Below are 20,995 nucleotides of genomic sequence, written 5' to 3'. Positions count from 1 at the left end.
CTACTGCCTTTCCGCCCAGCCGATCATCTTGCCGATGAAGGTGTCGCAGGCATCCATCTGCGAGCGGGCCACGAACTCGTTGGGCTGGTGCGCCTGCGAGATGTCGCCCGGACCGCAGATCACCGTCGGAATGCCGTGGCTGCGGAAGATGCCGGCCTCAGTGCCGTAGGGCACGGCATAGGTGCGGTTGCCGCCGGTCCATTGCAGCGCCAGCTTGGCCGCTTCCTCGTTTTCCTGTGGCAGCAGACCGGGTACGAAGGAGCGGCGCTTCAGGGTGATGTCGGCGTCGGGATGCTTGGCCTTCATCTTGGGCAACAGCAGCTCGGCGATGTACTTCTCCGCCCGACGCTGCACTTCCCAGGGATCGTCGCCGGGCAGGGTTCGATAGCCCCAGTTGAGCGTGCATTCGCGGGCCAGGATGTTGCCGGCCGTCCCGCCGGTCACGATACCGACGTTGATGGTCGTGTGGCCGGGCACCGTGTCGAGGTCGGTCCGCTTGCGACCCGCCAGCTCGACCTGCAGCTCGTTCAGCCAGTGGATGAAGTCGCCGGCGAAATGGATGGCGCTGACCCCGAGATGGGTCATCGAGGAGTGGGCCTCGACGCCGGTGAAGGTGGCGATGATCCCGCCGCCGGCATTCTGCGCGTTGACGACGCCCATCATGGTCGGCTCGCCCACGATCACGGCCTGCGGCCGGGGCACGTTGCCCACCAGCTTCTCCGCCAGCGAATGGGCACCTAGACAGCCGATCTCCTCATCGTAGCTGAAGGCAAAGTGCATCGGCACCTTGAGCTTCGCCTTCTTGAGCGCAGGAACATGCGCAAGGCAGGCGGCGATGAAACCCTTCATGTCGCAAGTGCCGCGGCCATAGAGGTTGCCGTCCGGCTTTTCCGTCAAGGTCCAGGGATCGGTTGTCCAGGGCTGGCCGTCGACTGGCACGACGTCGGTGTGGCCCGAGAGCACGATGCCGCCCTCGGCCATGGGGCCGATGGTGGCGAAGAGGTTGGCCTTGGTGCCGTCCTCGTTGGGGACCAGCGTGCTCGGCACGTCGTGCTCGGTCAGATAGCCCTGGATGAACTTGATCAGGTCGAGGTTGGAGTTCCGCGAGGTGGTGTCGAAGGCCACCAGGCGCTGCAGCATGTCGATCGAGGAGGAAGTGGTCATGGCCCGCACCGTCGCACGACATACGCAAGGACGCAAAGAGCGAGGCTATGGTAGGATTTCCGGCTGTAGGAAGACGCCATGTGGTGGTTCAAGAAAGCGATGCCCTTGCCGGTGGCCGCGCTCGAGATTTATCGGGTGGTGGCGCCATTGATGGCGCGTCTGCGCAACAGGCTGGCACCGTTCGGCCTGCATCGCGGCGATGGCTTCGAACTGGAGGCGGTGGCGTTCGTTCATGCCGCCGCCGTGTCAGGCATCGAAGGGTGCCGCTTTGCGGCGACCGACCGCGATCGTCTGCAGGACGCCTTTTCGCTGACCTTTGCCGATCGCATCCTGCGGCTGAGGCTGACGCACAATCTGTTCGAGCTGCATCCCCCTCTGGCGGCGGTGCAGGCCAACGAGGCGCAACGGGAGTTGCGGCTGACGTCGCACGATCGGCTCGACCTCGCCAATCTCCAGCAGTTCCTGGTGTCGCGCGTCGCTGACTACCGGAAGGGCAATCTCGAGGGCCAGATCAGGGTGTTTCTGGCCTTTCTGGAGGTCGGCCGGGAGCCGCCTTTCGAATTGATGTTCTCTCTGGCCATCTTCCTGACCGACACACAGCAGGCTGTCCGGGAAGCTGCCGACGAGCTGCAGGAGCGGGCCTTCCTGGTCTGACGGCCTGGGCGAGAGCATTAAGTAAACAATGCCAAGATCCTGAGAAACCTAGCGAAATCGCCTACTCGTTTGACACTCCCAACGGCCGCCGCTAGAACCGCCGCGCATCCGTCGTGGATATATCGATCGCCGGGGTCTGAACGGGCTGCGGAGAGGTGGCCGAGCGGTCGAAGGCGGCGGTTTGCTAAACCGTTATAGGGTCTAAAGCCCTATCGAGGGTTCGAATCCCTTCCTCTCCGCCATTATCCCCACTACTGCAAAGACTTAAGCGCGGCTTCACCCCTGAGCAGGGGCTGGAGGTCGGCATTTGATCTCGCTAGATTTCAAGCAGACTGCAATGAAAAGGGTGGTTTGTGGGGAAATGCAAGATGGGGTGCTTTTAAGCTTCGTCATTGGGCTTATTGGGGGACCGGCGTGTACTCTTCTTCTGGCCGGGGTCCTTTGGTCTCTGCCTGACAGGTACTGGCGATGATCCAGCAAATCCTGTTCGGCCTTCTGGGCGGCATCTGCGGGACGGCACTCACCCTTTGGGTGCTTCAGCTCATCGACAACCGGCGCCAGCGGGAAACCTACCGGAAGCTGCACGGTCTCTAGCCATGGGCGGGCTTTCCGAAGAACGCGCGACGTCATGGCGCCACTGTCGGCCGGTGCGGCGATGGACTTGTCGGGCCGGATCACGCTCTATGCCCGTCTCGGGGGGAGATCGTATGCGGCGTGCTCTTGTGTTGGCGATGGCTACTCTGACAACGGGATGTATCGCCAGCGATACGGCGACGTTAAGCATGCCCAACGACTTCCGGGACAGCCCGATCCAGTGGACGGCGACCTATCCGGGTTCCTACGAGACGCTATCGAACTGCATCGCGGCGCAGTATGCCGGAGAACTCCGCGTCGCCCCGCAGATTTATCCTACCGTGCAGCGCTCGAGCATCCTGCTGTCGAGCGGGAGCGGGGCCGATGCGGAATTTCAGGTCAAGCAGCTCGACGCGGCGTCGAGCCAGGTGACATGGCGGCGGGCCACCGGCCTTTTCGGCAGCTGGCTCAACGATCGCACCGCGCGCCAGCGCGCCGACAAATGCGGCGGCGTGGCGGGGTAGCTTACTTCGGGGCCACCTGTCCGCGCCGGATGCCGCCAGCGGTCTCCTCGCGCTTTACTTCGGGGAACAGCCACATGGCGAACACCATGAAACCGCCGAGGAAGAGCACGAGATACTGAATTCGATCGTGGCCCAGGGTGCGCTGGAAGAAGAAGGCCGCGATCGCCACGAGCACCACGACCACCGAAAGCGCCAGCTTGATCCGTACGGGCATAGCTGTCCTCCGCTCGCCTATTCGGCCGGTGCGACAGAGCCGGCCTGTGCCGGAGCCGACGGACGCGGCGTACGCGACGTCCGGCGCATATCCTTGCGAATGTACCGGGTGCTGTAGCCGTTGAAGAGGTGGCCGAGCAGGCCACGATCGAGATCGGAGGTTCCGAACAGCCAGTCCATCACCGGGAACGTTAGATTCATGTTCCGCTCCATCATGATCGACTGGTCGTGATGGGCGGTATGATGGCGCCGGATGGTGTTGACGAACGGCATGGTGCGTACGAACCAGTTCTCGTCGACGTGACAGCAGAAGTGCATGAACTCGTAAATGAGATACATGGATGTCGTGGTGCTGATCAGAAGCCAGCCGACATTGGCGGAGATCAGCCAACCCAGAAGCAGCGCGGGCACGATCGACATCAGGGTGAAGGTCACCAGCGCATAGGGCGGAAAAAAGGTGACGCGCCAATCGTTATGATTGGCAAAGCGCATCTCCTGTTCGGTGAAGAACTGATGATGCATCAAGGTGTGGCGGTTGTAGATCGCGCGGAACGCCTTGATCTGCGACGGCCGATGCATGACGTAGCGGTGGATCCACCATTCGAAGAAGTTGGCCGCCAGGAAGGTAATCGGCACGATCAGCCATTCCCACCAGCGCGGGCTTTGGATGTTGGCGCCGTAGATGAACAGCGCCGTCAATCCGATGACGTAGATGACGAAGACATGCAACCAGCCATTATACCAGCCGGCAATGCGCTCCCTGTAGGTGGCGCGATACCGCCGCTGCCGGTCGGTCATCGGGCTGGTCGTGATCTCCATAGGCCGTCTCCGTCTTTCCGCGGTGCGAGGGACCTGCGTTTTTTCTGACATATCACCAATCTATTAGGCGGGCAACGACGCATCTGCAGGCAGAATGCGCTTGCTGGGATGTTTCTTATATACTTATGATATGGCAGATGCGCACGACAGAGGCGCTCGTCGATTTGGGAGGAATGCCATGAAGCACACCCGTCGTGCCTTCTCGAAGCTGGCCGGCGCCGGCATCGCCGCGACCGCAATGCCGCAGCTTTCTGCACCGGCGATTGCCCAGGACAAGCCGCTGAAGATCGGCATTCTCGCGCCACGGTCGGGCGCTGCCGGTACGGCGGGGGAATGCGGCATCCGCGCCGTTCAATGGGCGGCGGACCGCATGAACAAGGAGGGCGGGATCGCCGGTCGCAAGTTCCAGCTGGTGATTGAGGAAGAGACCAACCCCAAGGACACGATCGAGCGCTTCCGCCGCCTGGTCCTTCAGGAGAAGGTCGACGCGGTCCACGGCCTGATCTCGACCGGGGTCAGCCTCGGCGTCGCGCCAGTGGCAGAAGAGGAGCAGGCGCTCCTCGTCATGTGGGACGGCACCACGCAGGACGGCGTCAAGGAGGTGATGCCCAAGTCGCGCTACGTCTTCCGCTCGACCGACAACGAATGCGAGGCGGTGATGGCCTCGCTGCTGGCGGTCAAATACTTCAAGGGCCAGTTCAAGCGCATCGCCGGCATCAATCCGGACTATTCCTACGGCCGCAACAACTGGGAGGCCTTCCGCCAGATCCTCAAGCGCTACGGCGTCGAGGTCGAGGTCGTGGCCGAGCAATGGCCGAAGGTCGGCACGCTCGATCTCACTTCGAACATTGCGGCCCTCAAGGCGGCCAAGCCGGATCTGATTTTCTCCTCGATGCTGTTTGCCGATCTGCCGGTGTTCATGAAGCAGGGGGCGGCGGCCGGCCTGTTCGACGGCACCAAGGTCGTGCTGCCGGCAGCCGGCTGGCAGATCAACCAGCTCAAGAAGGAGTTCATGCCGGAAGGGGTGATCTTCGGTCACAACACGCTCTACTTCGCCTACGAGCAGGGCTCGGCGCTGCAGAAGGCGTTCGTGATGGACTACATGGACCGCTACAAGGAAGCGCCGCACTGGGAGGCCGATCGTGCCTACTTTGCGCTGGCGGCCTACAAGGCCGGCGTCGAAGCGGCACACAAGGCCGGCGGCAAGTGGCCGACGCAGGACAAAGTCAGCGAGGCGATGCTCGGCGTAGAGGTCGAAAGCCTGGGTGGCAAGGGACGCTTCCGCAAGGACCGCATCGCCGAACAGGTCTTCTATCAGGGCCCCTCGACCAACAAGAACCAGTACGATTTCCCGACCCTGGCCTCGGTCGATGTCCTTCAGGCCAGCCAATTGCAGAAGCCGCCGGGTTCGGACTTCTGGGAGTGGATCAAGACGGCCAAGATGCCGGTCTGATCGTCTATGGCGCTGGTCGATATCGTCCTCGGCGGGACATTCCACGCCGCCATCCTGTTTCTGGTGGCAGCCGGGCTTCAGCTCGTGTTCGGCGTACAGAAGATCGTCAATCTCGCCTGCGGCTCGTTCTATGCGTTGGGGGCTTATTTCGGTATCTCGGCCGTCGCGGCCGCCGTGAGCCTCGGCCTGCCGCCGCTGTTGTTCCTCCCGGTCCTGATCCTCGCCGGCCTGGTGATCGGTCTGGTCGGCCTGCCGATCGAGCGCATCCTGTCCACGGTCTACCGCCGCGACGAGAGCTACCAGCTCCTGCTGACTTTCGGTCTGCTGCTGATGTTTCAGGACGTCTTCCGATTCATCTGGGGCGCGACGCCGCGCACCATGGACGACGTCTACATGGCCTACGGCACCGCCGAGATCCTGGGCACGCGCGTACCGGCCTACAATCTGCTGGTCATCGCCGCCAGCCTCGGCCTCGCCATCGCGCTGGGGCTGTTCCTTCAACGTACGAAGACCGGCCGCATCGTGCGCGCGACGGCGGAAAATCGCGATATGGCCGAGGGCCTGGGCGTCAACGCCTCGCGTATCTTCGCCTTGGTCTTCACGGTGGGCTGCATGCTGGGCACAGTCGGCGGTGCGCTCGTCGTACCGTCCAGCGCCGCCTCGCTGGAGATGGCCGTCGAACTGGTGGTCGAGTCCTTCGCCGTGGTCGTGATCGGCGGGCTGGGCAGCATGCGGGGCGCTCTGGTCGGCGCGCTGATCGTCGGCCTGATGCGGGGCGCCGCCATCACCTTCATGCCGGAGATGGAATTGCTGTCGATCTACATTGTGGTCGTTGCCGTGCTGATCTTCCGGCCGGCCGGCCTGTTCGGCAAGCCCGTGACATGAGCGGCACGAAATGACCGACCAGTCTCTTGCTGTTCCGCTGGCCGTTTCGACCGCCCAGGTCCGCCCCAGCGCGCGCGGGCTTTGGATCTTCTTCGGGCTGGTTGCGATCATGGCGGCGATGCCGTTGGTCGCAACACCTTACGCCTTGCTGCTGCTGGTGCCGTTCTTTGCCTATGCGATTGCGCTTTTCGGCTTCAATCTGCTGTTCGGAATGACCGGCCTGCTGTCGTTCGGCCACGCCCTGTTCATCGGTGTCGGCGCCTACACCGCCTCGACCCTGACGTCCAAGTTCGACGTGCTGAGCTTCGAGCTGATCCTGCTTGCGGCTGCTGTCATCTCTGCCGTCGTCGCGCTGGTCATAGGTGCGCTCTGCGTCCGCTACACGCGAATCTTCTTCGGCATGCTGACGCTCGCCTTCGGCATGCTGTTCTATTCCTTCCTGTTCAAGTTTTACAGCATCACCGGCGGCGACCAGGGCATGCGCGTACTGCGCCCCCAGCTGCTCGGCATGGAATGGGGCGGCGGCAAGACGGCGTTCCTGATCGGGCCGTTCTACTTCTATGTGCTGACCCTGCTCACGCTGCTGGGCCTGGTGATGTGGCGCATCGCGCAGTCGCCTTTCGGACTGCACCTGAAGGCTATTCGCGAAAACGCCAGTAAGGCCTCCTATGTGGGCGTGCAGATCTTTCGAATGCGGTTGGCTGCCTTCGTCATCTCCGCGGTCTATGGCGGCGTAGCGGGGGCAATCCTCGCCGTGACGACCGGCCTCGCCGATCCGGAGCTCACATACTGGACGCACTCGGGCAATCTCGTCTTCATGGCTGTGCTGGGCGGCAGCGGCACTTTCGTGGGGCCCGCGGTCGGGGCGCTCGCCTTCGTGCTGCTGCAGGATTTCGTCATGTCGACCACGCAATACTGGCGCTTCGTCATGGGGGGCGTGCTGGTGCTGCTGGTGATCTTCCTGCCGCAGGGCTTGATGGGCGCCTTCGAGGCCCTGATCGGCCGCCGGACGGTGGGCAAATGACGCGCCCGGACGCCGCATCGCCTGCCGGCAAGACGCTGCTGTTCGAGACGACCGGCGTGTCGATGCACTATGGAGAGTATCGCGCGCTGCACGACGTCACCTTCCACGTCGCCGACCGCGAGTTTGTCTCCATCGTAGGCCCGAACGGGGCCGGCAAGACCACGTTGGTCAACGTCGTCACGGGCCTGCTGAAGCCCACGACCGGCGAAGTGCGCTTCATGGGCCGCGACATCGCAGGCGTTGGACCCGTCGAGCTGGCGCGGCGCGGCATGTCGCGCGCTTTCCAGCTGGTGAATATCTTTCCGGCTCTCAGCGTGCGCGAGACCTTGGCCGTTGCCGCTTCTTCCAGGCTGCAGCGGGTCGCGAATCCCTTCCGCTCGCTGTGGAAGGATCGGGAACTGCAGGCCGACGTCGAGCGCGTCGCGGAGGCCTTCGGGCTGCGGGCGCGATTGGAAACGCAGGCGTCGACCCTGTCTCAAGGCGAGAAGAAGCTCCTGGATATCGCCAGCGCCTTTGCGCTCAATCCGGCGGTCATTCTTCTCGATGAGCCGACCAGCGGCGTCTCGACGGCCGACAAGCATTCGATCATGGAAGTGATGGTCGCGGCCGCGAAGGAAGCCGGCGTGCGCGCCATCGTCCAGGTGGAGCACGATATGGACCTGGTTGCACGGTACTCGCATCGCATCGTGGCGTTGCAGGAGGGCAAGGTGCTGGCGGACCTGCCGCCGGATGTATTCTTCTCCGATCCCGCGATGATATCGGCGGTCGTGGGCACGCGGCCGCCCAGCGTGAAGAGGAGCCACTGATGCTCCAGATTTCCAGCCTGACGGTCGATATTCAGGGCAGCCGCATCCTGAACGGCATCAGTCTGTCGGTCGCTGCGGGCGAACTGGTGTGCCTGATTGGCCGGAATGGTGCCGGCAAGACGACGACCTTCCGTAGCATCATGGGCTATCGCCGGCCGTCGTCAGGCAAGATCGAGTTCGACGGCGTCGACATCAGCGGCTTGCCGACATGGCAGATAGCCCAGCGCGGTGTCGGTTTTGCGCCGGAGGAATCGGAAGTCTATGCCGATCTGACGGTGGCCGAGAACATCGAGCTTTCGACCTGGACGCGACCGACGGGCCGCCCGGCCGCCGAGCGGATAGCGGAAGCTTATGCGGTGTTCCCCAAGCTCCGGCAGTATCTTGCCCGTGGCGGCGCGCAGCTCTCGGGCGGCGAACGCAAGATGGTGTCGATTGCGCGCGCCTTGACGCTCGATCCCAAGCTGCTTCTGCTCGACGAACCCTTCGAGGGCCTGTCGCCGGCGATCATTCCGCTGATCGCCGAGGGCGTGGCCTCGATCCGCGCCATGGGGAAGGGTGTGTTGATGGCCGAGTCGAACGTTCATCACGTACCGGACTATGTTGACCGGCTCTATGTCCTGGAGCGTGGCGAACTGATGTTCTCGGGGACGCTGGCTGAGGCGTATCGCGATCGCGAGGTCATGCGGGTCATTGCAGGCGACGCCGAGGCGGCAGCATAGGGACGGGCCGCGCCGCGGGCTGCCCATGGAGAGCGAGATGAAGCGATATACTGGCGACCGAACGATCGATGGCGTCAAGGTGACCGTCGACGGCAGTCCGCTCGACCCGCGGACCGATGTGGCCGAATACAGCAAGAACGGCTTTGAATGGAGCTACGAAGGCCCGGAGCCCCGGCAGCTGGCGCTGGCCCTGCTGGTCGACCATCTCGGCGACGCAGGCGCGGCAAAGCGGATGGTGGAACCGTTCATGCGTACTGTCGTCGCCAACTTCGGCAACGAGTGGGAGATGACGTCGGCCGATATCGATGCCGCGCTGTCGGCCAAGGGAACCGCCTAGATGCCACTGAGGTATCGTGCGGCGGTTCTGCACGCGCCCAAGACGCCGATGGTCATCGAGACCATCACCGCGGCTCCCCTGAAGCCTACCGACGTGCTGGTGCGCATCCGTGCGGCCGGGCTCTGCCATACGGATCTCGAAGTGATCGAAGGTTCGCTGCGCAATCCGATGCCGATCGTGCTGGGACACGAGGCGGCGGGTGTCGTCGAGGAAGCAGGGCCGCTGGCGCGCGGTGTGAAGAAGGGCGATCACGTCGTGCTGTCGTGGAACCCGCATTGCGGCCACTGCTTCTATTGCGATCGCGACCTGCCGATCCTGTGCGAGGACTACCTCGGCCATGGCCCCAAGGCGCGCGCCTTCGATGGCGAGAGCCGGGCTCGGCTCGACGACGGCCGGGAACTGCAGCAGCTCATGTTCCTGGGCTCGTTCGGGGAGTACTGCATCGTTGCCGACCAGCAGGCCGTCGTCGTGCCGCGCGACATGCCGTTCGATCGCGCCTGCCTGATCGGTTGCGGGGTGATGACGGGCGTCGGTGCAGGCCTCAACCTGGGCGCCATCGCTCACGGCGACACGGTGATGGTGATCGGCTGCGGTGCCGTGGGCCTTGCGGCTGTGCAAGGTGCCAGGCTGGCCGGTGCCGGTGCGATCATTGCCGTCGATCTCAATCCAGCCAAGCTGACGCTCGCCGCTTCGATGGGCGCGACCCTTACGGTCGATGCGTCGAAGGACGATCCGGTCGCCCTGGCCAAGGCGGCGACGAATGGACGTGGCGCCGATGTCGTTCTCGAATCGGCGGGTAGCCCGGCAGCGTTTCGGTTGACCGCGGAAGCGGTCCGTCCCGGAGGGCATATCATCTGGCTGGGCAAGGTCGACGTGCAGCAGGACGTCGCCTTCCGTTGGGGATCCTTGATGCAGGAGAAGCGCATCCGCCGGGTGAGCTATGGCAATGCCCGGCCGCGTCGAGACTTCCCGCTGCTGGCGCGGGCCTATCTCGAGGGCTCCCTGATGTTGGATGAATTGATCTCGCGTCGCATCGCGCTCGACGAAATCAACGAGGGTTTCGCCGCTCTGAAGCGCGGCGAGACCATTCGCAGTGTCGTGACCTTCGACTGATCAGGTGTCGAGCGTCTTGCGCGCGAAGTCCTCGATATAGTCGATGAGTCTGTCGGATGCCGTGGCTGCGGCTTTGGGCTTGCCTTCGGCGACGGCCTCGGCGACGGCGGCATGCAGCTTGGCCGCCAGGGGCAGGTCCGCCACTTCCTGATAGTGCTGATACCAGAAGCGGCGGGAGAGGGCGTTCATCAGTCCCATCGACCGCCGAGCGAATTCGTTGCGCGCGACCGTCGCGATCAGGCCGTTGAAGTGCTGATCGAGGCGCATGAACTCCATGTCGTCGGCCTGCGTGGCGGCCTTCAGCATGCCGCGCGCCACTTCGGCGAATTGCTGGCGCTCGGCCGCCGTCGCACGTTCGGCTGCCAGGCGCGCCATCAGCCGTTCGAGTTCGCGGCGAACCTCCAGCAGGCGGAGCTGCAGCCGCGGATTGATTTCGGAGACCAGGATGCCGCGCCTCGGCATGATCACAACCAGGCCGTCGCGCGCGAGCCGCTGAAGCGCTTCACGGATCGGTGTGCGCCCGATGTCGAGGCGCTCGGCAAGCGTATGCTCCGACAGGACGGTGCCGGGCGGAAGCTGCAATGTGACGATCAGCTCTTCGAGTTCCCGATAGGCGCGATCGGTGAGGGTGCCGTCGTCAGGCCGGGTAGGGGGCGGCAGACGCTTGGTGGATGTCCTGGACTTCAAGCTGTAGCCACCCACTGTATGCTATCCTAAGAAAGTTCGTCCCAACCATATACCAGCCATATATTGCAAGGAAGCTTCCAGGCGTCAGGCTGCCGCTGCCATGGCGCGAAAGATGCGCGTCGCGAGCTCTTCGGCGCACAGGCCGCGGCCTTGCTCGATGGCGGCGACGCCGGCGCGCCTCATGGCTGCAGTGACGACAATCGGCTGGGGAGCAACAATCGCCTGCGGCAGTTGTGCCGCGTCGTAGGCCAATCGTGGACGACTGACTGCCTCGCAATGAGCCCTCCAGTGGCCGTCGAGCTGCTGGAGCTCGTGAGAGAATTGCGGCAGCCGGTCCGCCGGGATCGTGCCCTGGTGCCAGTCCGAATGAATGCGATAGCTCAACCCCAGAACGGCAATCGAGAACGCCTTCTGGGTCATCACGCCGCCATCGATGGCGGAATTGAGAAAGGCGAACATGTCGAGGATTGCTTGCATCGGCTCCTCCAGCAAACAGGTTTCGACAGAACCTTACGTGGGGAGTGCAAGCAATGTCGCCAAGAGGTACGCGGCTGTCTGCCGCTCCGTGACATGCCCGATGAACGGTAGGGGTATTCTGCAGGTCGATCCACCGTGTCGTTATGCGCAGTACGGAGGTGGCGACAGCGAGGGCTCTCGCCCCATAAGCTGTGCGCCAATCCACGAAAGAGCACCGCCATGCCCGACACCACGACTCTTCCGCAAGCCAAGGCAGACAAGACCGCGGCAGGGCGGACCGAGCATTTCGACGTTGTCATCGTCGGCGCCGGCATTTCCGGTATCGGCGGCGCTTATCACCTCACCACGCAGAGCCCAGGCCGCAGCTTCGTCGTGCTGGAGTCGCAGGAGAGTTTCGGCGGCACCTGGCTGACGCACAAATATCCCGGCATCCGCTCCGACAGCGACCTCTACACCTTCGGCTATCGCTTCAAGCCATGGACCGGCAAGCCGATCGCCACGGCGGACGAGATCCGCACCTACATGAACGAGGTGATCGAGGACAACGATCTCGCGCGCCACATCCGCTATCGCCACAAGATCGTCTCGGCCTCCTGGTCGAGCCGCGACAATCTCTGGACGCTCGAAGGCGTGCGTACCGACACCGGCGAGGCCGTGCGTTTCACCGCCAACTTCCTGTGGATGTGCCAGGGCTACTATCGGCACGACGAGGGCTATACGCCGGAGTGGCCGGGCATGGAGAGCTTCAAAGGGCGGATCGTGCATCCGCAGACCTGGCCGGAGGACCTCGACTATTCCGGCAAGAAGGTCGTGGTCATCGGCTCGGGCGCGACGGCCGCGACGGTGATCCCGGCGATTGCCGAGAAGTGCGAGCATGTCACCATGCTGCAACGCTCGCCGACCTATTTCATCCCGGCGCGCAATGCCAATGATCTCGCGGACACGCTGCGCCAGCTCGAGGTCGACGAGACCTGGATCCACGAGATCGTGCGTCGCAAGATCCTCCACGATCAGGCGGTGTTCACGAAGCGCTCCTTCGAGGAGCCGGAGCAGGTGAAGAAGGACCTGCTGGCAGGCGTGCGCGCCTATCTCGGCCCCGATCACGACCACAATGTCGATCCGCATTTCCTCCCGAGCTATCGGCCATGGCGACAGCGCATCGCCTTCGTGCCCGACGGTGATCTTTTCCGTGCCGTCCGCGCCGGCAAGGCCTCCGTCGTGACCGACGAGATCGACACCTTCGTCGAGAACGGCATTCGCCTGAAGTCGGGTCAAGTGCTGGAGGCCGACATCATCGTGACGGCGACCGGCTTCCATCTCAGCGTCATGGGCGACATCGCTTTCGCGGTGGATGGCAAGCCGCTCGATTTCGCGAATACCGTCACTTATCGCGGCATGATGTTCACCGGCGTACCCAACATGGTCTGGGTGTTCGGCTATTTCCGTGCGAGCTGGACCCTGCGCGCCGACCTCGTGGCGGATTTCGTCTGCCGACTGCTCGGCCATATGCAGAAGAAGGGCGTCCGCAAGGTCGGCGTGGCGTTGCGGCCCGAGGACAAGGACATGAAGCTCCTGCCCTGGATCGACCCGGAAAACTTCAATCCTGGCTACCTGATGCGCGGCATGCATCTGCTGCCCAAGCGCGGCGAGAAGCCGGAATGGCAGCACACGCAGGATTACTGGGGCGAGAAGAACGTCTTCCCCGCGATCGACCTCGACGATCCGGCCTTCGTCTACGGTTGAGGACGAAGGTCAGTTTGCCGGCGGCAGGTCTTTAAGGACCTTCTTGGCGACGGGCGACATTTCCTTGCAGAAGGCCGATTTGTCCTTCTCGACGGCTTCTTCCATGGTCGCGTAGGCCTTGTCGAGCTTGCGGTCGGCAATGTTGAGCTTCTTTTCGCCCCACTCGGTCCAGTAGTCGAGACGCTGCTCCTGTTCCTTGGTGAGGTCGAGATCGCAGGCGTCGATGGCGATCGAAACGACGTAGAGGCCGACGACCATGTCCTTGATCTCTTCCTGGGTCTGCGCATGCGTTGGCATTGCCGTGGACACAGCAATAGCGCCGGCCAGCAGGCAGGTGGACAGACGATACATTGAGGTTCCCCCGTTTTTGTGGGCGTGACCCTAGTTGACGATGATGCAGCCCGCTACTACCGACCGCCGCAGATCTCGGGAAATTGCAGCGGTTCACGATGTTGTGGTTCACTAATCGCGAGGTCGCGGAGATCGCCACCTCGCGACGATGAAGGCTCGGGGGAGTGTCGATGGCGGGGAGCAATACGCGCCGGGTCATCGTTGCCGGCGCCATCGGCAACGTGCTCGAATGGTACGACTTCGCGGTGTACGGCTACTTCGCCGCCGCCATCGGCCGCGCCTTCTTTCCCGAAGAAGACTCGGTCGCCCAGATCCTGGCGGCCTTCGGCATCTTTGCCGTGGGCTTCCTGATGCGGCCGGTGGGCGGGGCGGTGATCGGCTCGATCGGCGACAAGTTCGGCCGACGGGCCGCACTCACCGTTTCGGTCGCGGCAATGGCGATTCCGACCTTTCTGGTCGGCATCCTGCCAGGCTACCAGGTGCTGGGCATCGCCGCGCCGATCATCCTCACCTTGCTGCGCATGGTGCAGGGCCTGTCGGTGGGCGGCGAGTACACGACCTCCATCATCTTCATCATCGAGCAGGCGCCGCCCGGCCGTAGGGCACTGGTCGGCGCGATGGGCTGCTGCGGGGCTGTCGGTGGCATCCTGCTGGGATCGGCGACGGGCGCCCTGCTGGCGTCGGTCATGTCGGAGCAGGCGCTGGAGACCTGGGGTTGGCGCATTCCCTTCATCCTGGGACTGGTGGTCGGCATCGCCGGTGTCGTGCTACGCCGCCATGTCAGCGAGACGCCGCAATCTGTAAAGAAGGAAAGCTCGCCGCTGCTCGAGACCGTGCGCAATCACGGACCGCTTCTTGCCCGGCTCGCCGCCCTCTCGGTGTTCAACTCGGTCGGCTTCTACCTGATGTTCGTCTACATCGTGAGCTGGCTGCAATTCGCCGACGGCATTGCGCCGGCGCGGGCGCTGGAGATCAATTCCTTCAGCATGGTCGTCCTGCTGCCGGTCATGGTCTTCATGGGCTGGCTGTCGGATCGTCAAGGGCGGCGGCCGATCATGCTCGCCGCCGCGGGGCTGGGGTTCGTGGGCGCCTTGCCGTTTTTCTGGCTGATGCATCACCCGGCGCCGGAGATCGTCCTGTTGAGCCAGCTGGGCTTCGTCTTGTCGGTCGGCACCTTCATCGGCGCACAACCGGCATTGATGGTCGAGGCCGTGCCCGCCGAGATTCGCTGCACGGCAATTGCGCTTGGTTACAACGTGACCCTGGGCATCGTGGGCGGCTTGAGCCCATTGGCGGCGACCTGGCTCGTTCACCGGACGGCAAACAACTACAGTCCGGCTTTCATGATCATGGCCGCCGCCGCCATCTCCTTCATGGCGATCCTGAGCTTCGGCGAGACTTACCGGGCGAAGCTCGAACGGGGCTGATCCACCGCCGGGGCCACGCTCAGCCCGCCAGTTCTGGCACGACCCAAAGGGCAGGTTCGCCACGAGCGACGCGCTGCACATTGTCGAAGCCGTTGCGCAGGCGCGTGATGTTGCTCTCGAAGGTCGGGCCGGCGAGATGCGCGGTCAGGATCACATTGTCGAGCTTGAGCAGCGGATTGTCGGGCGGCGTCGGCTCCTCGTCGAACACGTCGAGGCCGGCGCCGAACAGGTTGCCGGAGGAGAGGGCGGCGGTCATCGCCTTCTCGTCGATCACCGGCCCGCGCGAGGTGTTCACGATGATCGCCGACTTCTTCATCACGGCGAGTTCATCCTTGCCGATCATATGGCGGGTCGAGTCGTTCAACGGGACGTGGAGCGACAGGACGTCCGAATGGCGCAGGATCTCCGGCAGCAGCCGGAAGCGCACCCCGAGAGCATCCTCTTCCTCCTCCTTCAACCGCTTGATGTCGTAGTAGTGGACGATCATGCCGAAGGCCTGCGCGAGCTTGGCGACTTTCTTGCCGATCGTGCCGAGGCCCACGATGCCCAGCACTTTGTTGCGCACTTCATGGACGGTGGGCGGTGCATTACCGTGCCAGCGGCCGGCCACGACGTTGCTGTGCTGGGTGATCAACCGACGCGACACGGAGAGCATCAGGAGCAGCGCGTGCTCGGAAACGGCGACCGAATTGGCGCCGCCGTTGGCGCAGAGCGGCACGCCGCTCTTGCCTGCAGCGTCGAGGTCGGCGCGGTCGTAGCCTGCACTCAGCATCTGCACCAGCTTGAGGTGCGGCGCTTCCTTGTAGAGCTGAGGCGTGACGTACTGCTGGATGAAGCCCACGAAGTAGTGGGCGCCCGGCAGGGCAGCCTTCTGCTCCGGCGAGTTATGCAGAGCCTTGACGATTTCGAAGCCCTTGGGGGCGAGGTCGTCGACCATTGCCAGGCAGTCCTTCGGACCAACGACCAGAATACGCTCGACCATTACCAAGCCTCCGCAGCAACACGATGTCCTTTGAGAAGCCCGGGCAGGCGCCCGGGTTCCGTGCGGCCCCAGCCGCATTCGGCCGACAGGCCGAAATCGTCGACGAACCGCCGCGCCACCGCGATGCGGGCACGATCTCCCGCGTCGTCATCGTGGTGCAGCAGTCCGAGATAAAGTCTTGTTCCTTCCGGCCGCTTCCAGATTTTGAGCGGTGCATAGTAGGCGTCGTCGGTGCGATCCCGAGGGACAGGAATGTGCAGGAAGTCGATGCGCCGGCGCGTCGCCGCAACAATGCCTTGCATCATTTCGGCAAGGATCGCCGCATCCTTCGGCTGAACCAGATGCTCGTCCTTCGGGGAGCCGTAGCAGAGGTGGTAGCCCAGCTCGACATCGACCGGCACGGCATCGCCCAACCGCCCCAGCATGTCGAAGATCTGGCGCTTGTAGTGGGGTGGCCGATCCTTGAAGTAACCCTCGAAGGCCAGCACCTCCTGGCAGACATCCCACTGGATCGTCAGGTCCTGGGCCGGGATTGCCGCCACGATATTGGCCAGAGCGTTCTTCAGGGCGTGCTCGTAGACACCGAAGTAGGTCTCGCGCGCCGGACCGCTGACATAGAGGTAGCCGCTGGCCTGCGGCGTCGGCAGGCTGACCTGGAAGCGCACGCCATTGGGTATTGCGCCGGCATCACGCAGGCAGCGGAAAACCTCCCACGACGCAAGGGCCGCCTTGTCGTAGCCGGTCTCGAAAGCGACTGTCGCCGGATCGACCGTCGGTTTGAAGCGCACTTGTTCGATCTCGCGCACCAGCTTGCCGTCCCATTGCACGAACCTGTAGGGCGGCACGGTCGGGTCAATCTCCATCGCGGGATGGTCGAGCAGCATCTGGCGCTGGAAATAGACCCAGCGCGAGCGCTCGCCGGTCTCGCCGTCGGGAATGCGGCTGAGATGCGGTCCCAGTTCGGCCGCGAGCGTGCGGAACACCGCGTCGCTGCTGTCGAGGGGAATCGACCCTACAAGGTGCAGGCGGCCAGCGACGGCCATCAGGCAACCCGCGTCATGGTGTCGGCGATCTTTTCGGCCGTCATCAAGGTGGGAAAGTTGGTATTGGCACAGGGTACGACCGGGAACACCGAGGCGTCGACCACACGTAATCCCTGCACACCGCGCACGCGGCCCTCGGTATCGACGACCGCCATCGGATCGTCAGGGCGTCCCATGCGGCAGGTGCAGGAGGCGTGCCAGACACCGATCGCAGCCTTGCGCACGAAGGATTCCAGAGCCTCGTCGTCGCTGATCACCTGCTCGAAGGTGAAGCCTTCAACGACGAAGTTCTCGATCATGTAGCGCCGCAACGCCGACGGGCCGTCGAGTAGGACCGACACGGCGCGGGTCAGCCATTTGTTCTTGGTATTCACCACCCCGATCTGGCGCACCTTGTCGCTGTACGACGCCGGGAAGGGGATATCCGTCACAGCCTTCAGCGCGTCGGTCATCTGCACCGCGGCCATCAGCTTAAAGCCGCTCATCAATCGGTCGAGGTCGCGCTTGTCGGAGAGCAGGTTGAACTCGACGATGGGCTCGTTGCGCCAGTCGCGCGACGCGAGCTTGACCTGACCGGTCTCCGAGTAGGTCTTGTTGATGAAGGTAAGTAGCGAGGCAATCTGCTCGCCGACAGCATGCCAGGCAGACTTGCTGACGACGGCGACGAACATGTCGCCCTTGGGAATGCCCGGCAGGTTCGAGGAATAGCGGAGGCCGACATGGATGTGGCGGCGCGTGTGCTGGCGAAGGCGTGCACTGCGCTTGATGAACGAGGAGAGGGCGATGGAGGGATGGTCCATCAGCCGCTGGCCGACGCCGGGCAGGGCCGAGACCACGGGAATCCCCAGCTCGCTCAGGTGCCCGACCGGGCCGATGCCGGCCCGCATCAAGTGCGCCGGCGAATGGATGGCGCCGCTCGACAGGATGATCTCGCGGCCGCGGAATTCCTGTTCCTTGCCGCCGATGGTCGCCGTCACGCCGACGCAGCGCGTGCCCTCGAACAGGAGCGATTTCACCTGCGTGTCGGTCGAGATGGTGAGGTTGGAGCGCTTGCGGGTCTCGGCGTCGAGATAGCCCATTGCTGCCGACACGCGCCGTTCCTCGGCATTGGAGTGGGTGACGGGAAAGTAACCGTCGACGAACTCGCCATTCTGGTCGGGCAGGTACTTGAAGCCCTTGGCTTCCAGGGCCTTGCCGACGGCTTCGGCGTGGCCGGCCCAGTGCTCGCGCGGGATGCGGCGGACGGGGATGCGGCCATCCTTGCCGTGCAGTGGTCCGCCGAAATCGAGGTCGCGCTCGACCTTCTTGAAGTAGGGCAGGACGTCGTTCCAGCCCCAGCCCGTGGCGCCGCGGCTGGCCCACTCGTCGTAGTCGGTCGGCGCGCCGCGATTGGCCATCTGGCCATTGATCGACGAGCCGCCGCCGAGCACGCGCGCCTGCTCGTATTTGCGTAACGGCGGACGGTTCTCCTGCGGATTGTTGTGGCTCACGACCTGCGTGTGGACCTTGAGGTCGGTCCAGTGGAAACGAGGGTCGAAATAGGCCGTACCCGAGTAGCTGTCGGCGATTTCCTTGGGTTCGCGTCCGGGCGGCGTGTCCTGGCCGGCCTCGCAGAGCAGGACCTTGGTGGCGCTGCGGGCGGAGAGCCGGTTGGCCATGACCGACCCGGCCGAGCCACCTCCGACGATAATGTAGTCGTACACGCGCGTTTCCCCCGGAATGTGGCTTTGCCTTGATCTTGTGGGGGACACGCTAGCACGGTTGCGGGCGGTTGTGGCCGCCCACCTTGCCGCCTTTCGCAAAGCCTGCAATCGTTTGCACAGCTTCGTGAGGGAGGTTTCGTATGCCGGACGTCTCAGCCGCAGATTCCGATATCGCCACGCCCGAGCTCATGAAGGCGATCTCCGCAGCCTTCAACAGTCGCGACGTCGATCGCATCGTTTCTCACTTTACCGACGACGCCACCTTCTGGCTGGCGCGTGGCCCGGAGCCGGTCGGCCGCACACTCCGCGGCAAGGAGACGATCCGCAAGACTCTCGCCGACCGTTTCAAGGTGATTCCCGACATGCGTTGGGACCACAAGGAATACATCTACGCTGGCAACCGCGCGATCTCGGTCTGGACCGTGAAGGGTAAGGGCGCCGAGGGCGAAGAGCTGAATTACCAGGGCTGTGACATCTACACTTTCCGCGGCGGCAAGATCGCGGCCAAGGACACCTACTGGAAGATCGTCGAGCAGAAGGATCGCCTGTAATGCCTCACGACCTCGTCATCCGCGGCGGCACCGTCGTCGACGGCTCGGGAAACAAACGCTTCTCGGCCGATATCGGGATCAAGGACGGCAAGATCGCTGAGATCGGCCGCATTGCCGCCGGCAGTGGAAAGCGCAGCCTCGACGCCGACGGGCTGATCGTCTCGCCGGGTTTCATCGACGGTCACACCCACATGGATGCCCAGGTGGCCTGGGATCCCCTCGGGAGCTGCTCGTGCTGGCACGGCGTCACCTCGGTGGTGATGAGCAATTGCGGTTTCGCGCTGGCGCCCTGCAAGCCCGAGGACCGCGACTGGTACGCGCGCTGCCTGTCGGCAGTTGAGGACATCCCAACCGAAGCGATGGCTGCCGGCATCGACTGGACCTGGGAAACCTTCCCCGAATATCTCGCGACCGTCGAGCGCCTGCCCAAGGCCATCAACTACGGCATGTATATCGGCCACTCGGCGCTGCGCATGTACGTCATGGGCAAGCGGGCACTGTCGGAAAAGGCGACCGACGACGACATGACCCGCATGGCGTCGGCGGTGCAGGAGGCGCTGAAGGCCGGCGCCATGGGCTTTTCGAGTTCGCGTGCGTCGACGCACGTGACGCCGGAAGACAAGCCGGTGGCGAGCCGGATCGCCGAGTGGGAGGAGATCGACCGCATCATCGCGGCCATGGCCGAACTCGATGCCGGCATCTTCCAGATCGGCCCCGACATCGCGAGCGGCGCGCACCATCGCAGCTTCCTCGAACGGCTGCGCAAGGTTGCCCTGGAGTACAAGCGGCCGATCATGTTCGGCGTACTGGCGACCAAGCAGGGCGACGATCCGACCGGCTGGGAGTATCAGACCCGCTACATCGACGAGACGGTGGCGGCGGGCGGCCGCATGTTCGGCCAGGGCACGACGCGCTCGATCAACGCGATCTTCTCGCTGAAGTCCTATCTGCCGTTCGACGTGCTGCCGGCCTGGCGTCCGTTGCGCGCGTTGCCGCTTGCCGAACAGAAGAAGAGGCTTGCCGATCCCGCCGTGCGCCGCGAGCTGGTCGAGGCAGAAAGCCGAATGAAGCCGCGCGACAACGTTTTCCAGGGCGGAGGGGCGGCGACCACCGATCCGCGCAAGCCCGACTATTCCAACCTGTTTGCCCTGAAAGGCGTCGACTGGGACGATCCGACGGTCGACCAGCTCGCCAAGGCACGCGGCCAGCACCCGGTTGAGGTGATGATCGACCTGTCGCTGGCCGACGAGAATCAGGTCTATGTCCAGCCCTTGGTCAACGAATCGCCCGACGACGTGCTCGGTATCCTGAAGCACCAGCGCACGCTGGCGACCTTCTCCGATTCGGGCGCCCATGTCTGTCAGGAGATGGGCTCGTCCTTGCAGACGCATCTCCTGAGCTACTGGGTGCGCAAGCGTGGCGCCTTCACGCTGGAACAGGCGGTGAAGAAGCTCACGCACGACAATGCCATAGCCTGGGAACTCAAGGGGCGCGGCCTGGTGCGCGAAGGCTATCAGGCCGATCTGGTGCTGTTCGAGGAGAACGGCATTCGGCCCCAGCTTCCGACCGTCGAGCATGACCTGCCGGGTGGTGCACGACGGCTGGTGCAGAAGGCCGACGGCATCAAGGCAACTCTGGTGAACGGCGCCATTGCGTTCGAGGATGGCGACGCGACAGGCGCCTTTGCCGGTACCGTATTGAAGGGAAGGCTCGCCTCGTGAAGACGATAGCGGCCTTGGTCGTGCTG

23 protein-coding genes and 1 tRNA gene are annotated in these 20,995 nt (G+C 63.9%); 15 read left to right on the top strand and 9 right to left on the bottom strand.

Annotated features, from left to right (window positions below; genetic code table 11):
* Positions 1-1,164 carry an acetylornithine deacetylase gene (gene argE / locus BN60_RS11595; protein WP_020696213.1) on the bottom strand — a complete coding sequence of 388 codons (1,164 nt, stop codon included), beginning with the start codon at positions 1,162-1,164 and terminating at the stop codon, positions 1-3.
* A 78-nt stretch (positions 1,165-1,242) separates the two neighbouring features.
* Here argE and BN60_RS11590 point away from each other — a divergent pair, with 78 nt between their 5' ends.
* The 4 genes from BN60_RS11590 to BN60_RS11580 all read left to right on the top strand — a co-directional run bounded on the left by BN60_RS11590 (position 1,243) and on the right by BN60_RS11580 (position 2,915).
* Positions 1,243-1,818 carry a hypothetical protein gene (locus tag BN60_RS11590; RefSeq protein ID WP_020696212.1) on the top strand — a complete coding sequence of 192 codons (576 nt, stop codon included), beginning with the start codon at positions 1,243-1,245 and terminating at the stop codon, positions 1,816-1,818.
* A 149-nt stretch (positions 1,819-1,967) separates the two neighbouring features.
* Positions 1,968-2,060: transfer RNA gene (locus BN60_RS11585), tRNA-Ser, on the top strand.
* 226 nt (positions 2,061-2,286) lie between these two features.
* The gene (locus tag BN60_RS31630; protein WP_020696211.1) at positions 2,287-2,412 is read left to right on the top strand and encodes a hypothetical protein; all 126 of its coding nucleotides are present in this window, start codon (positions 2,287-2,289) and stop codon (positions 2,410-2,412) included.
* Positions 2,413-2,600: 188 nt separating this feature from the next.
* Positions 2,601-2,915: a hypothetical protein gene (locus tag BN60_RS11580; protein ID WP_020696210.1), complete on the top strand. Its 315-nt coding sequence runs from the start codon at positions 2,601-2,603 to the stop codon at positions 2,913-2,915.
* Between the two features lies 1 nt (position 2,916).
* On the opposite strand, the gene BN60_RS11575 is transcribed toward BN60_RS11580, so the two are convergent.
* Positions 2,917-3,129, bottom strand: coding sequence for a hypothetical protein (locus tag BN60_RS11575; RefSeq protein WP_020696209.1), 213 nt, complete (start codon positions 3,127-3,129; stop codon positions 2,917-2,919).
* A gap of 17 nt (positions 3,130-3,146) precedes the next feature.
* Positions 3,147-3,947 carry a sterol desaturase family protein gene (locus tag BN60_RS11570; protein ID WP_020696208.1) on the bottom strand — a complete coding sequence of 267 codons (801 nt, stop codon included), beginning with the start codon at positions 3,945-3,947 and terminating at the stop codon, positions 3,147-3,149.
* Positions 3,948-4,125: 178 nt separating this feature from the next.
* On the opposite strand from BN60_RS11570, the gene BN60_RS11565 reads away from it, so the two are divergent.
* Genes BN60_RS11565 through BN60_RS11535 form a run of 7 tightly spaced genes read left to right on the top strand, consistent with a single transcriptional unit; the run spans position 4,126 to position 10,284 of the window.
* The gene (locus tag BN60_RS11565) at positions 4,126-5,400 is read left to right on the top strand and encodes an ABC transporter substrate-binding protein (RefSeq protein WP_020696207.1); all 1,275 of its coding nucleotides are present in this window, start codon (positions 4,126-4,128) and stop codon (positions 5,398-5,400) included.
* 6 nt (positions 5,401-5,406) lie between these two features.
* Positions 5,407-6,285 (top strand): branched-chain amino acid ABC transporter permease, encoded by an 879-nt coding sequence (locus BN60_RS11560; RefSeq protein ID WP_020696206.1) that lies wholly within the window; start codon positions 5,407-5,409, stop codon positions 6,283-6,285.
* A gap of 10 nt (positions 6,286-6,295) precedes the next feature.
* Positions 6,296-7,309 carry a branched-chain amino acid ABC transporter permease gene (locus BN60_RS11555; RefSeq protein WP_020696205.1) on the top strand — a complete coding sequence of 338 codons (1,014 nt, stop codon included), beginning with the start codon at positions 6,296-6,298 and terminating at the stop codon, positions 7,307-7,309.
* Positions 7,306-8,115: an ABC transporter ATP-binding protein gene (locus BN60_RS11550; protein WP_020696204.1), complete on the top strand. Its 810-nt coding sequence runs from the start codon at positions 7,306-7,308 to the stop codon at positions 8,113-8,115. The genes BN60_RS11555 and BN60_RS11550 overlap by 4 nt, the downstream gene beginning before the upstream one ends.
* Positions 8,115-8,834, top strand: coding sequence for an ABC transporter ATP-binding protein (locus BN60_RS11545; RefSeq protein ID WP_020696203.1), 720 nt, complete (start codon positions 8,115-8,117; stop codon positions 8,832-8,834). The genes BN60_RS11550 and BN60_RS11545 overlap by 1 nt, the downstream gene beginning before the upstream one ends.
* A 37-nt stretch (positions 8,835-8,871) precedes the next feature.
* Entirely contained in the window at positions 8,872-9,171 is a 300-nt protein-coding gene (locus tag BN60_RS11540; protein WP_020696202.1) for a DUF6166 domain-containing protein, read from the top strand.
* The gene (locus BN60_RS11535; protein WP_020696201.1) at positions 9,172-10,284 is read left to right on the top strand and encodes a Zn-dependent alcohol dehydrogenase; all 1,113 of its coding nucleotides are present in this window, start codon (positions 9,172-9,174) and stop codon (positions 10,282-10,284) included. It begins immediately after the preceding gene.
* Here BN60_RS11535 and BN60_RS11530 read toward each other — a convergent pair whose 3' ends face one another.
* Positions 10,285-10,944 carry a GntR family transcriptional regulator gene (locus BN60_RS11530; protein ID WP_425357823.1) on the bottom strand — a complete coding sequence of 220 codons (660 nt, stop codon included), beginning with the start codon at positions 10,942-10,944 and terminating at the stop codon, positions 10,285-10,287. It abuts the gene before it with no gap.
* Between the two features lie 111 nt (positions 10,945-11,055).
* Complete coding sequence (locus BN60_RS11525) at positions 11,056-11,448, bottom strand: hypothetical protein (protein ID WP_020696199.1); 393 nt, start codon at positions 11,446-11,448, stop codon at positions 11,056-11,058.
* A 219-nt stretch (positions 11,449-11,667) separates the two neighbouring features.
* Here BN60_RS11525 and BN60_RS11520 point away from each other — a divergent pair, with 219 nt between their 5' ends.
* On the top strand, positions 11,668-13,191 hold the full coding sequence (locus tag BN60_RS11520) for a flavin-containing monooxygenase (RefSeq protein ID WP_020696198.1): 1,524 nt from the start codon (positions 11,668-11,670) through the stop codon (positions 13,189-13,191).
* A 9-nt stretch (positions 13,192-13,200) separates the two neighbouring features.
* Here BN60_RS11520 and BN60_RS11515 read toward each other — a convergent pair whose 3' ends face one another.
* Positions 13,201-13,542, bottom strand: coding sequence for a hypothetical protein (locus tag BN60_RS11515; RefSeq protein WP_020696197.1), 342 nt, complete (start codon positions 13,540-13,542; stop codon positions 13,201-13,203).
* Between the two features lie 170 nt (positions 13,543-13,712).
* On the opposite strand from BN60_RS11515, the gene BN60_RS11510 reads away from it, so the two are divergent.
* On the top strand, positions 13,713-14,969 hold the full coding sequence (locus tag BN60_RS11510; RefSeq protein ID WP_020696196.1) for an MFS transporter: 1,257 nt from the start codon (positions 13,713-13,715) through the stop codon (positions 14,967-14,969).
* A 19-nt stretch (positions 14,970-14,988) separates the two neighbouring features.
* Here the strand turns inward: BN60_RS11510 and BN60_RS11505 are convergent, their stop codons facing one another.
* The 3 genes from BN60_RS11505 to BN60_RS11495 are packed head-to-tail and all read right to left on the bottom strand — an operon-like array spanning position 14,989 to position 18,697.
* Positions 14,989-15,951 (bottom strand): NAD(P)-dependent oxidoreductase, encoded by a 963-nt coding sequence (locus BN60_RS11505; protein WP_020696195.1) that lies wholly within the window; start codon positions 15,949-15,951, stop codon positions 14,989-14,991.
* Positions 15,951-16,994 carry a hypothetical protein gene (locus BN60_RS11500; protein ID WP_020696194.1) on the bottom strand — a complete coding sequence of 348 codons (1,044 nt, stop codon included), beginning with the start codon at positions 16,992-16,994 and terminating at the stop codon, positions 15,951-15,953. Before BN60_RS11500 ends, BN60_RS11505 begins: the two co-directional genes overlap by 1 nt.
* Positions 16,994-18,697 (bottom strand): GMC family oxidoreductase, encoded by a 1,704-nt coding sequence (locus BN60_RS11495; RefSeq protein WP_020696193.1) that lies wholly within the window; start codon positions 18,695-18,697, stop codon positions 16,994-16,996. The genes BN60_RS11500 and BN60_RS11495 overlap by 1 nt, the downstream gene beginning before the upstream one ends.
* A gap of 140 nt (positions 18,698-18,837) precedes the next feature.
* Between BN60_RS11495 and BN60_RS11490 the strand changes: the two genes are divergently transcribed.
* Positions 18,838-19,248, top strand: a complete 411-nt coding sequence (locus BN60_RS11490) for a nuclear transport factor 2 family protein (protein ID WP_020696192.1) — start codon at positions 18,838-18,840, stop codon at positions 19,246-19,248.
* Positions 19,248-20,969 carry an N-acyl-D-amino-acid deacylase family protein gene (locus BN60_RS11485; RefSeq protein WP_020696191.1) on the top strand — a complete coding sequence of 574 codons (1,722 nt, stop codon included), beginning with the start codon at positions 19,248-19,250 and terminating at the stop codon, positions 20,967-20,969. The genes BN60_RS11490 and BN60_RS11485 overlap by 1 nt, the downstream gene beginning before the upstream one ends.
* Positions 20,970-20,995: the final 26 nt, after the last annotated feature.

This window comes from Reyranella massiliensis 521, from assembly GCF_000312425.1.
In the GTDB taxonomy this organism is placed as follows: domain Bacteria; phylum Pseudomonadota; class Alphaproteobacteria; order Reyranellales; family Reyranellaceae; genus Reyranella; species Reyranella massiliensis.
Note: the sequence above shows the minus strand (reverse complement) of the source record. Positions and strands in the feature narration are given on the sequence as shown.

Excerpts from the sequence above, each read along its gene's own strand:
- argE (WP_020696213.1), bottom strand. The coding sequence starts at position 1,164 with ATGACCACTTCCTCCTCGATCGACATGCTGCAGCGCCTGGTGGCCTTC.
- BN60_RS11510 (WP_020696196.1), top strand. The coding sequence starts at position 13,713 with ATGGCGGGGAGCAATACGCGCCGGGTCATCGTTGCCGGCGCCATCGGC.
- BN60_RS11505 (WP_020696195.1), bottom strand. The coding sequence starts at position 15,951 with ATGGTCGAGCGTATTCTGGTCGTTGGTCCGAAGGACTGCCTGGCAATG.
- BN60_RS11525 (WP_020696199.1), bottom strand. The coding sequence starts at position 11,448 with ATGCAAGCAATCCTCGACATGTTCGCCTTTCTCAATTCCGCCATCGAT.
- BN60_RS31630 (WP_020696211.1), top strand. The coding sequence starts at position 2,287 with ATGATCCAGCAAATCCTGTTCGGCCTTCTGGGCGGCATCTGCGGGACG.
- BN60_RS11565 (WP_020696207.1), top strand. The coding sequence starts at position 4,126 with ATGAAGCACACCCGTCGTGCCTTCTCGAAGCTGGCCGGCGCCGGCATC.
- BN60_RS11550 (WP_020696204.1), top strand. The coding sequence starts at position 7,306 with ATGACGCGCCCGGACGCCGCATCGCCTGCCGGCAAGACGCTGCTGTTC.
- BN60_RS11555 (WP_020696205.1), top strand. The coding sequence starts at position 6,296 with ATGACCGACCAGTCTCTTGCTGTTCCGCTGGCCGTTTCGACCGCCCAG.
- BN60_RS11575 (WP_020696209.1), bottom strand. The coding sequence starts at position 3,129 with ATGCCCGTACGGATCAAGCTGGCGCTTTCGGTGGTCGTGGTGCTCGTG.
- BN60_RS11580 (WP_020696210.1), top strand. The coding sequence starts at position 2,601 with ATGCCCAACGACTTCCGGGACAGCCCGATCCAGTGGACGGCGACCTAT.
- BN60_RS11540 (WP_020696202.1), top strand. The coding sequence starts at position 8,872 with ATGAAGCGATATACTGGCGACCGAACGATCGATGGCGTCAAGGTGACC.
- BN60_RS11590 (WP_020696212.1), top strand. The coding sequence starts at position 1,243 with ATGTGGTGGTTCAAGAAAGCGATGCCCTTGCCGGTGGCCGCGCTCGAG.
- BN60_RS11545 (WP_020696203.1), top strand. The coding sequence starts at position 8,115 with ATGCTCCAGATTTCCAGCCTGACGGTCGATATTCAGGGCAGCCGCATC.
- BN60_RS11515 (WP_020696197.1), bottom strand. The coding sequence starts at position 13,542 with ATGTATCGTCTGTCCACCTGCCTGCTGGCCGGCGCTATTGCTGTGTCC.
- BN60_RS11535 (WP_020696201.1), top strand. The coding sequence starts at position 9,172 with ATGCCACTGAGGTATCGTGCGGCGGTTCTGCACGCGCCCAAGACGCCG.
- BN60_RS11500 (WP_020696194.1), bottom strand. The coding sequence starts at position 16,994 with ATGGCCGTCGCTGGCCGCCTGCACCTTGTAGGGTCGATTCCCCTCGAC.
- BN60_RS11520 (WP_020696198.1), top strand. The coding sequence starts at position 11,668 with ATGCCCGACACCACGACTCTTCCGCAAGCCAAGGCAGACAAGACCGCG.
- BN60_RS11560 (WP_020696206.1), top strand. The coding sequence starts at position 5,407 with ATGGCGCTGGTCGATATCGTCCTCGGCGGGACATTCCACGCCGCCATC.
- BN60_RS11490 (WP_020696192.1), top strand. The coding sequence starts at position 18,838 with ATGCCGGACGTCTCAGCCGCAGATTCCGATATCGCCACGCCCGAGCTC.
- BN60_RS11570 (WP_020696208.1), bottom strand. The coding sequence starts at position 3,947 with ATGGAGATCACGACCAGCCCGATGACCGACCGGCAGCGGCGGTATCGC.
- BN60_RS11485 (WP_020696191.1), top strand. The coding sequence starts at position 19,248 with ATGCCTCACGACCTCGTCATCCGCGGCGGCACCGTCGTCGACGGCTCG.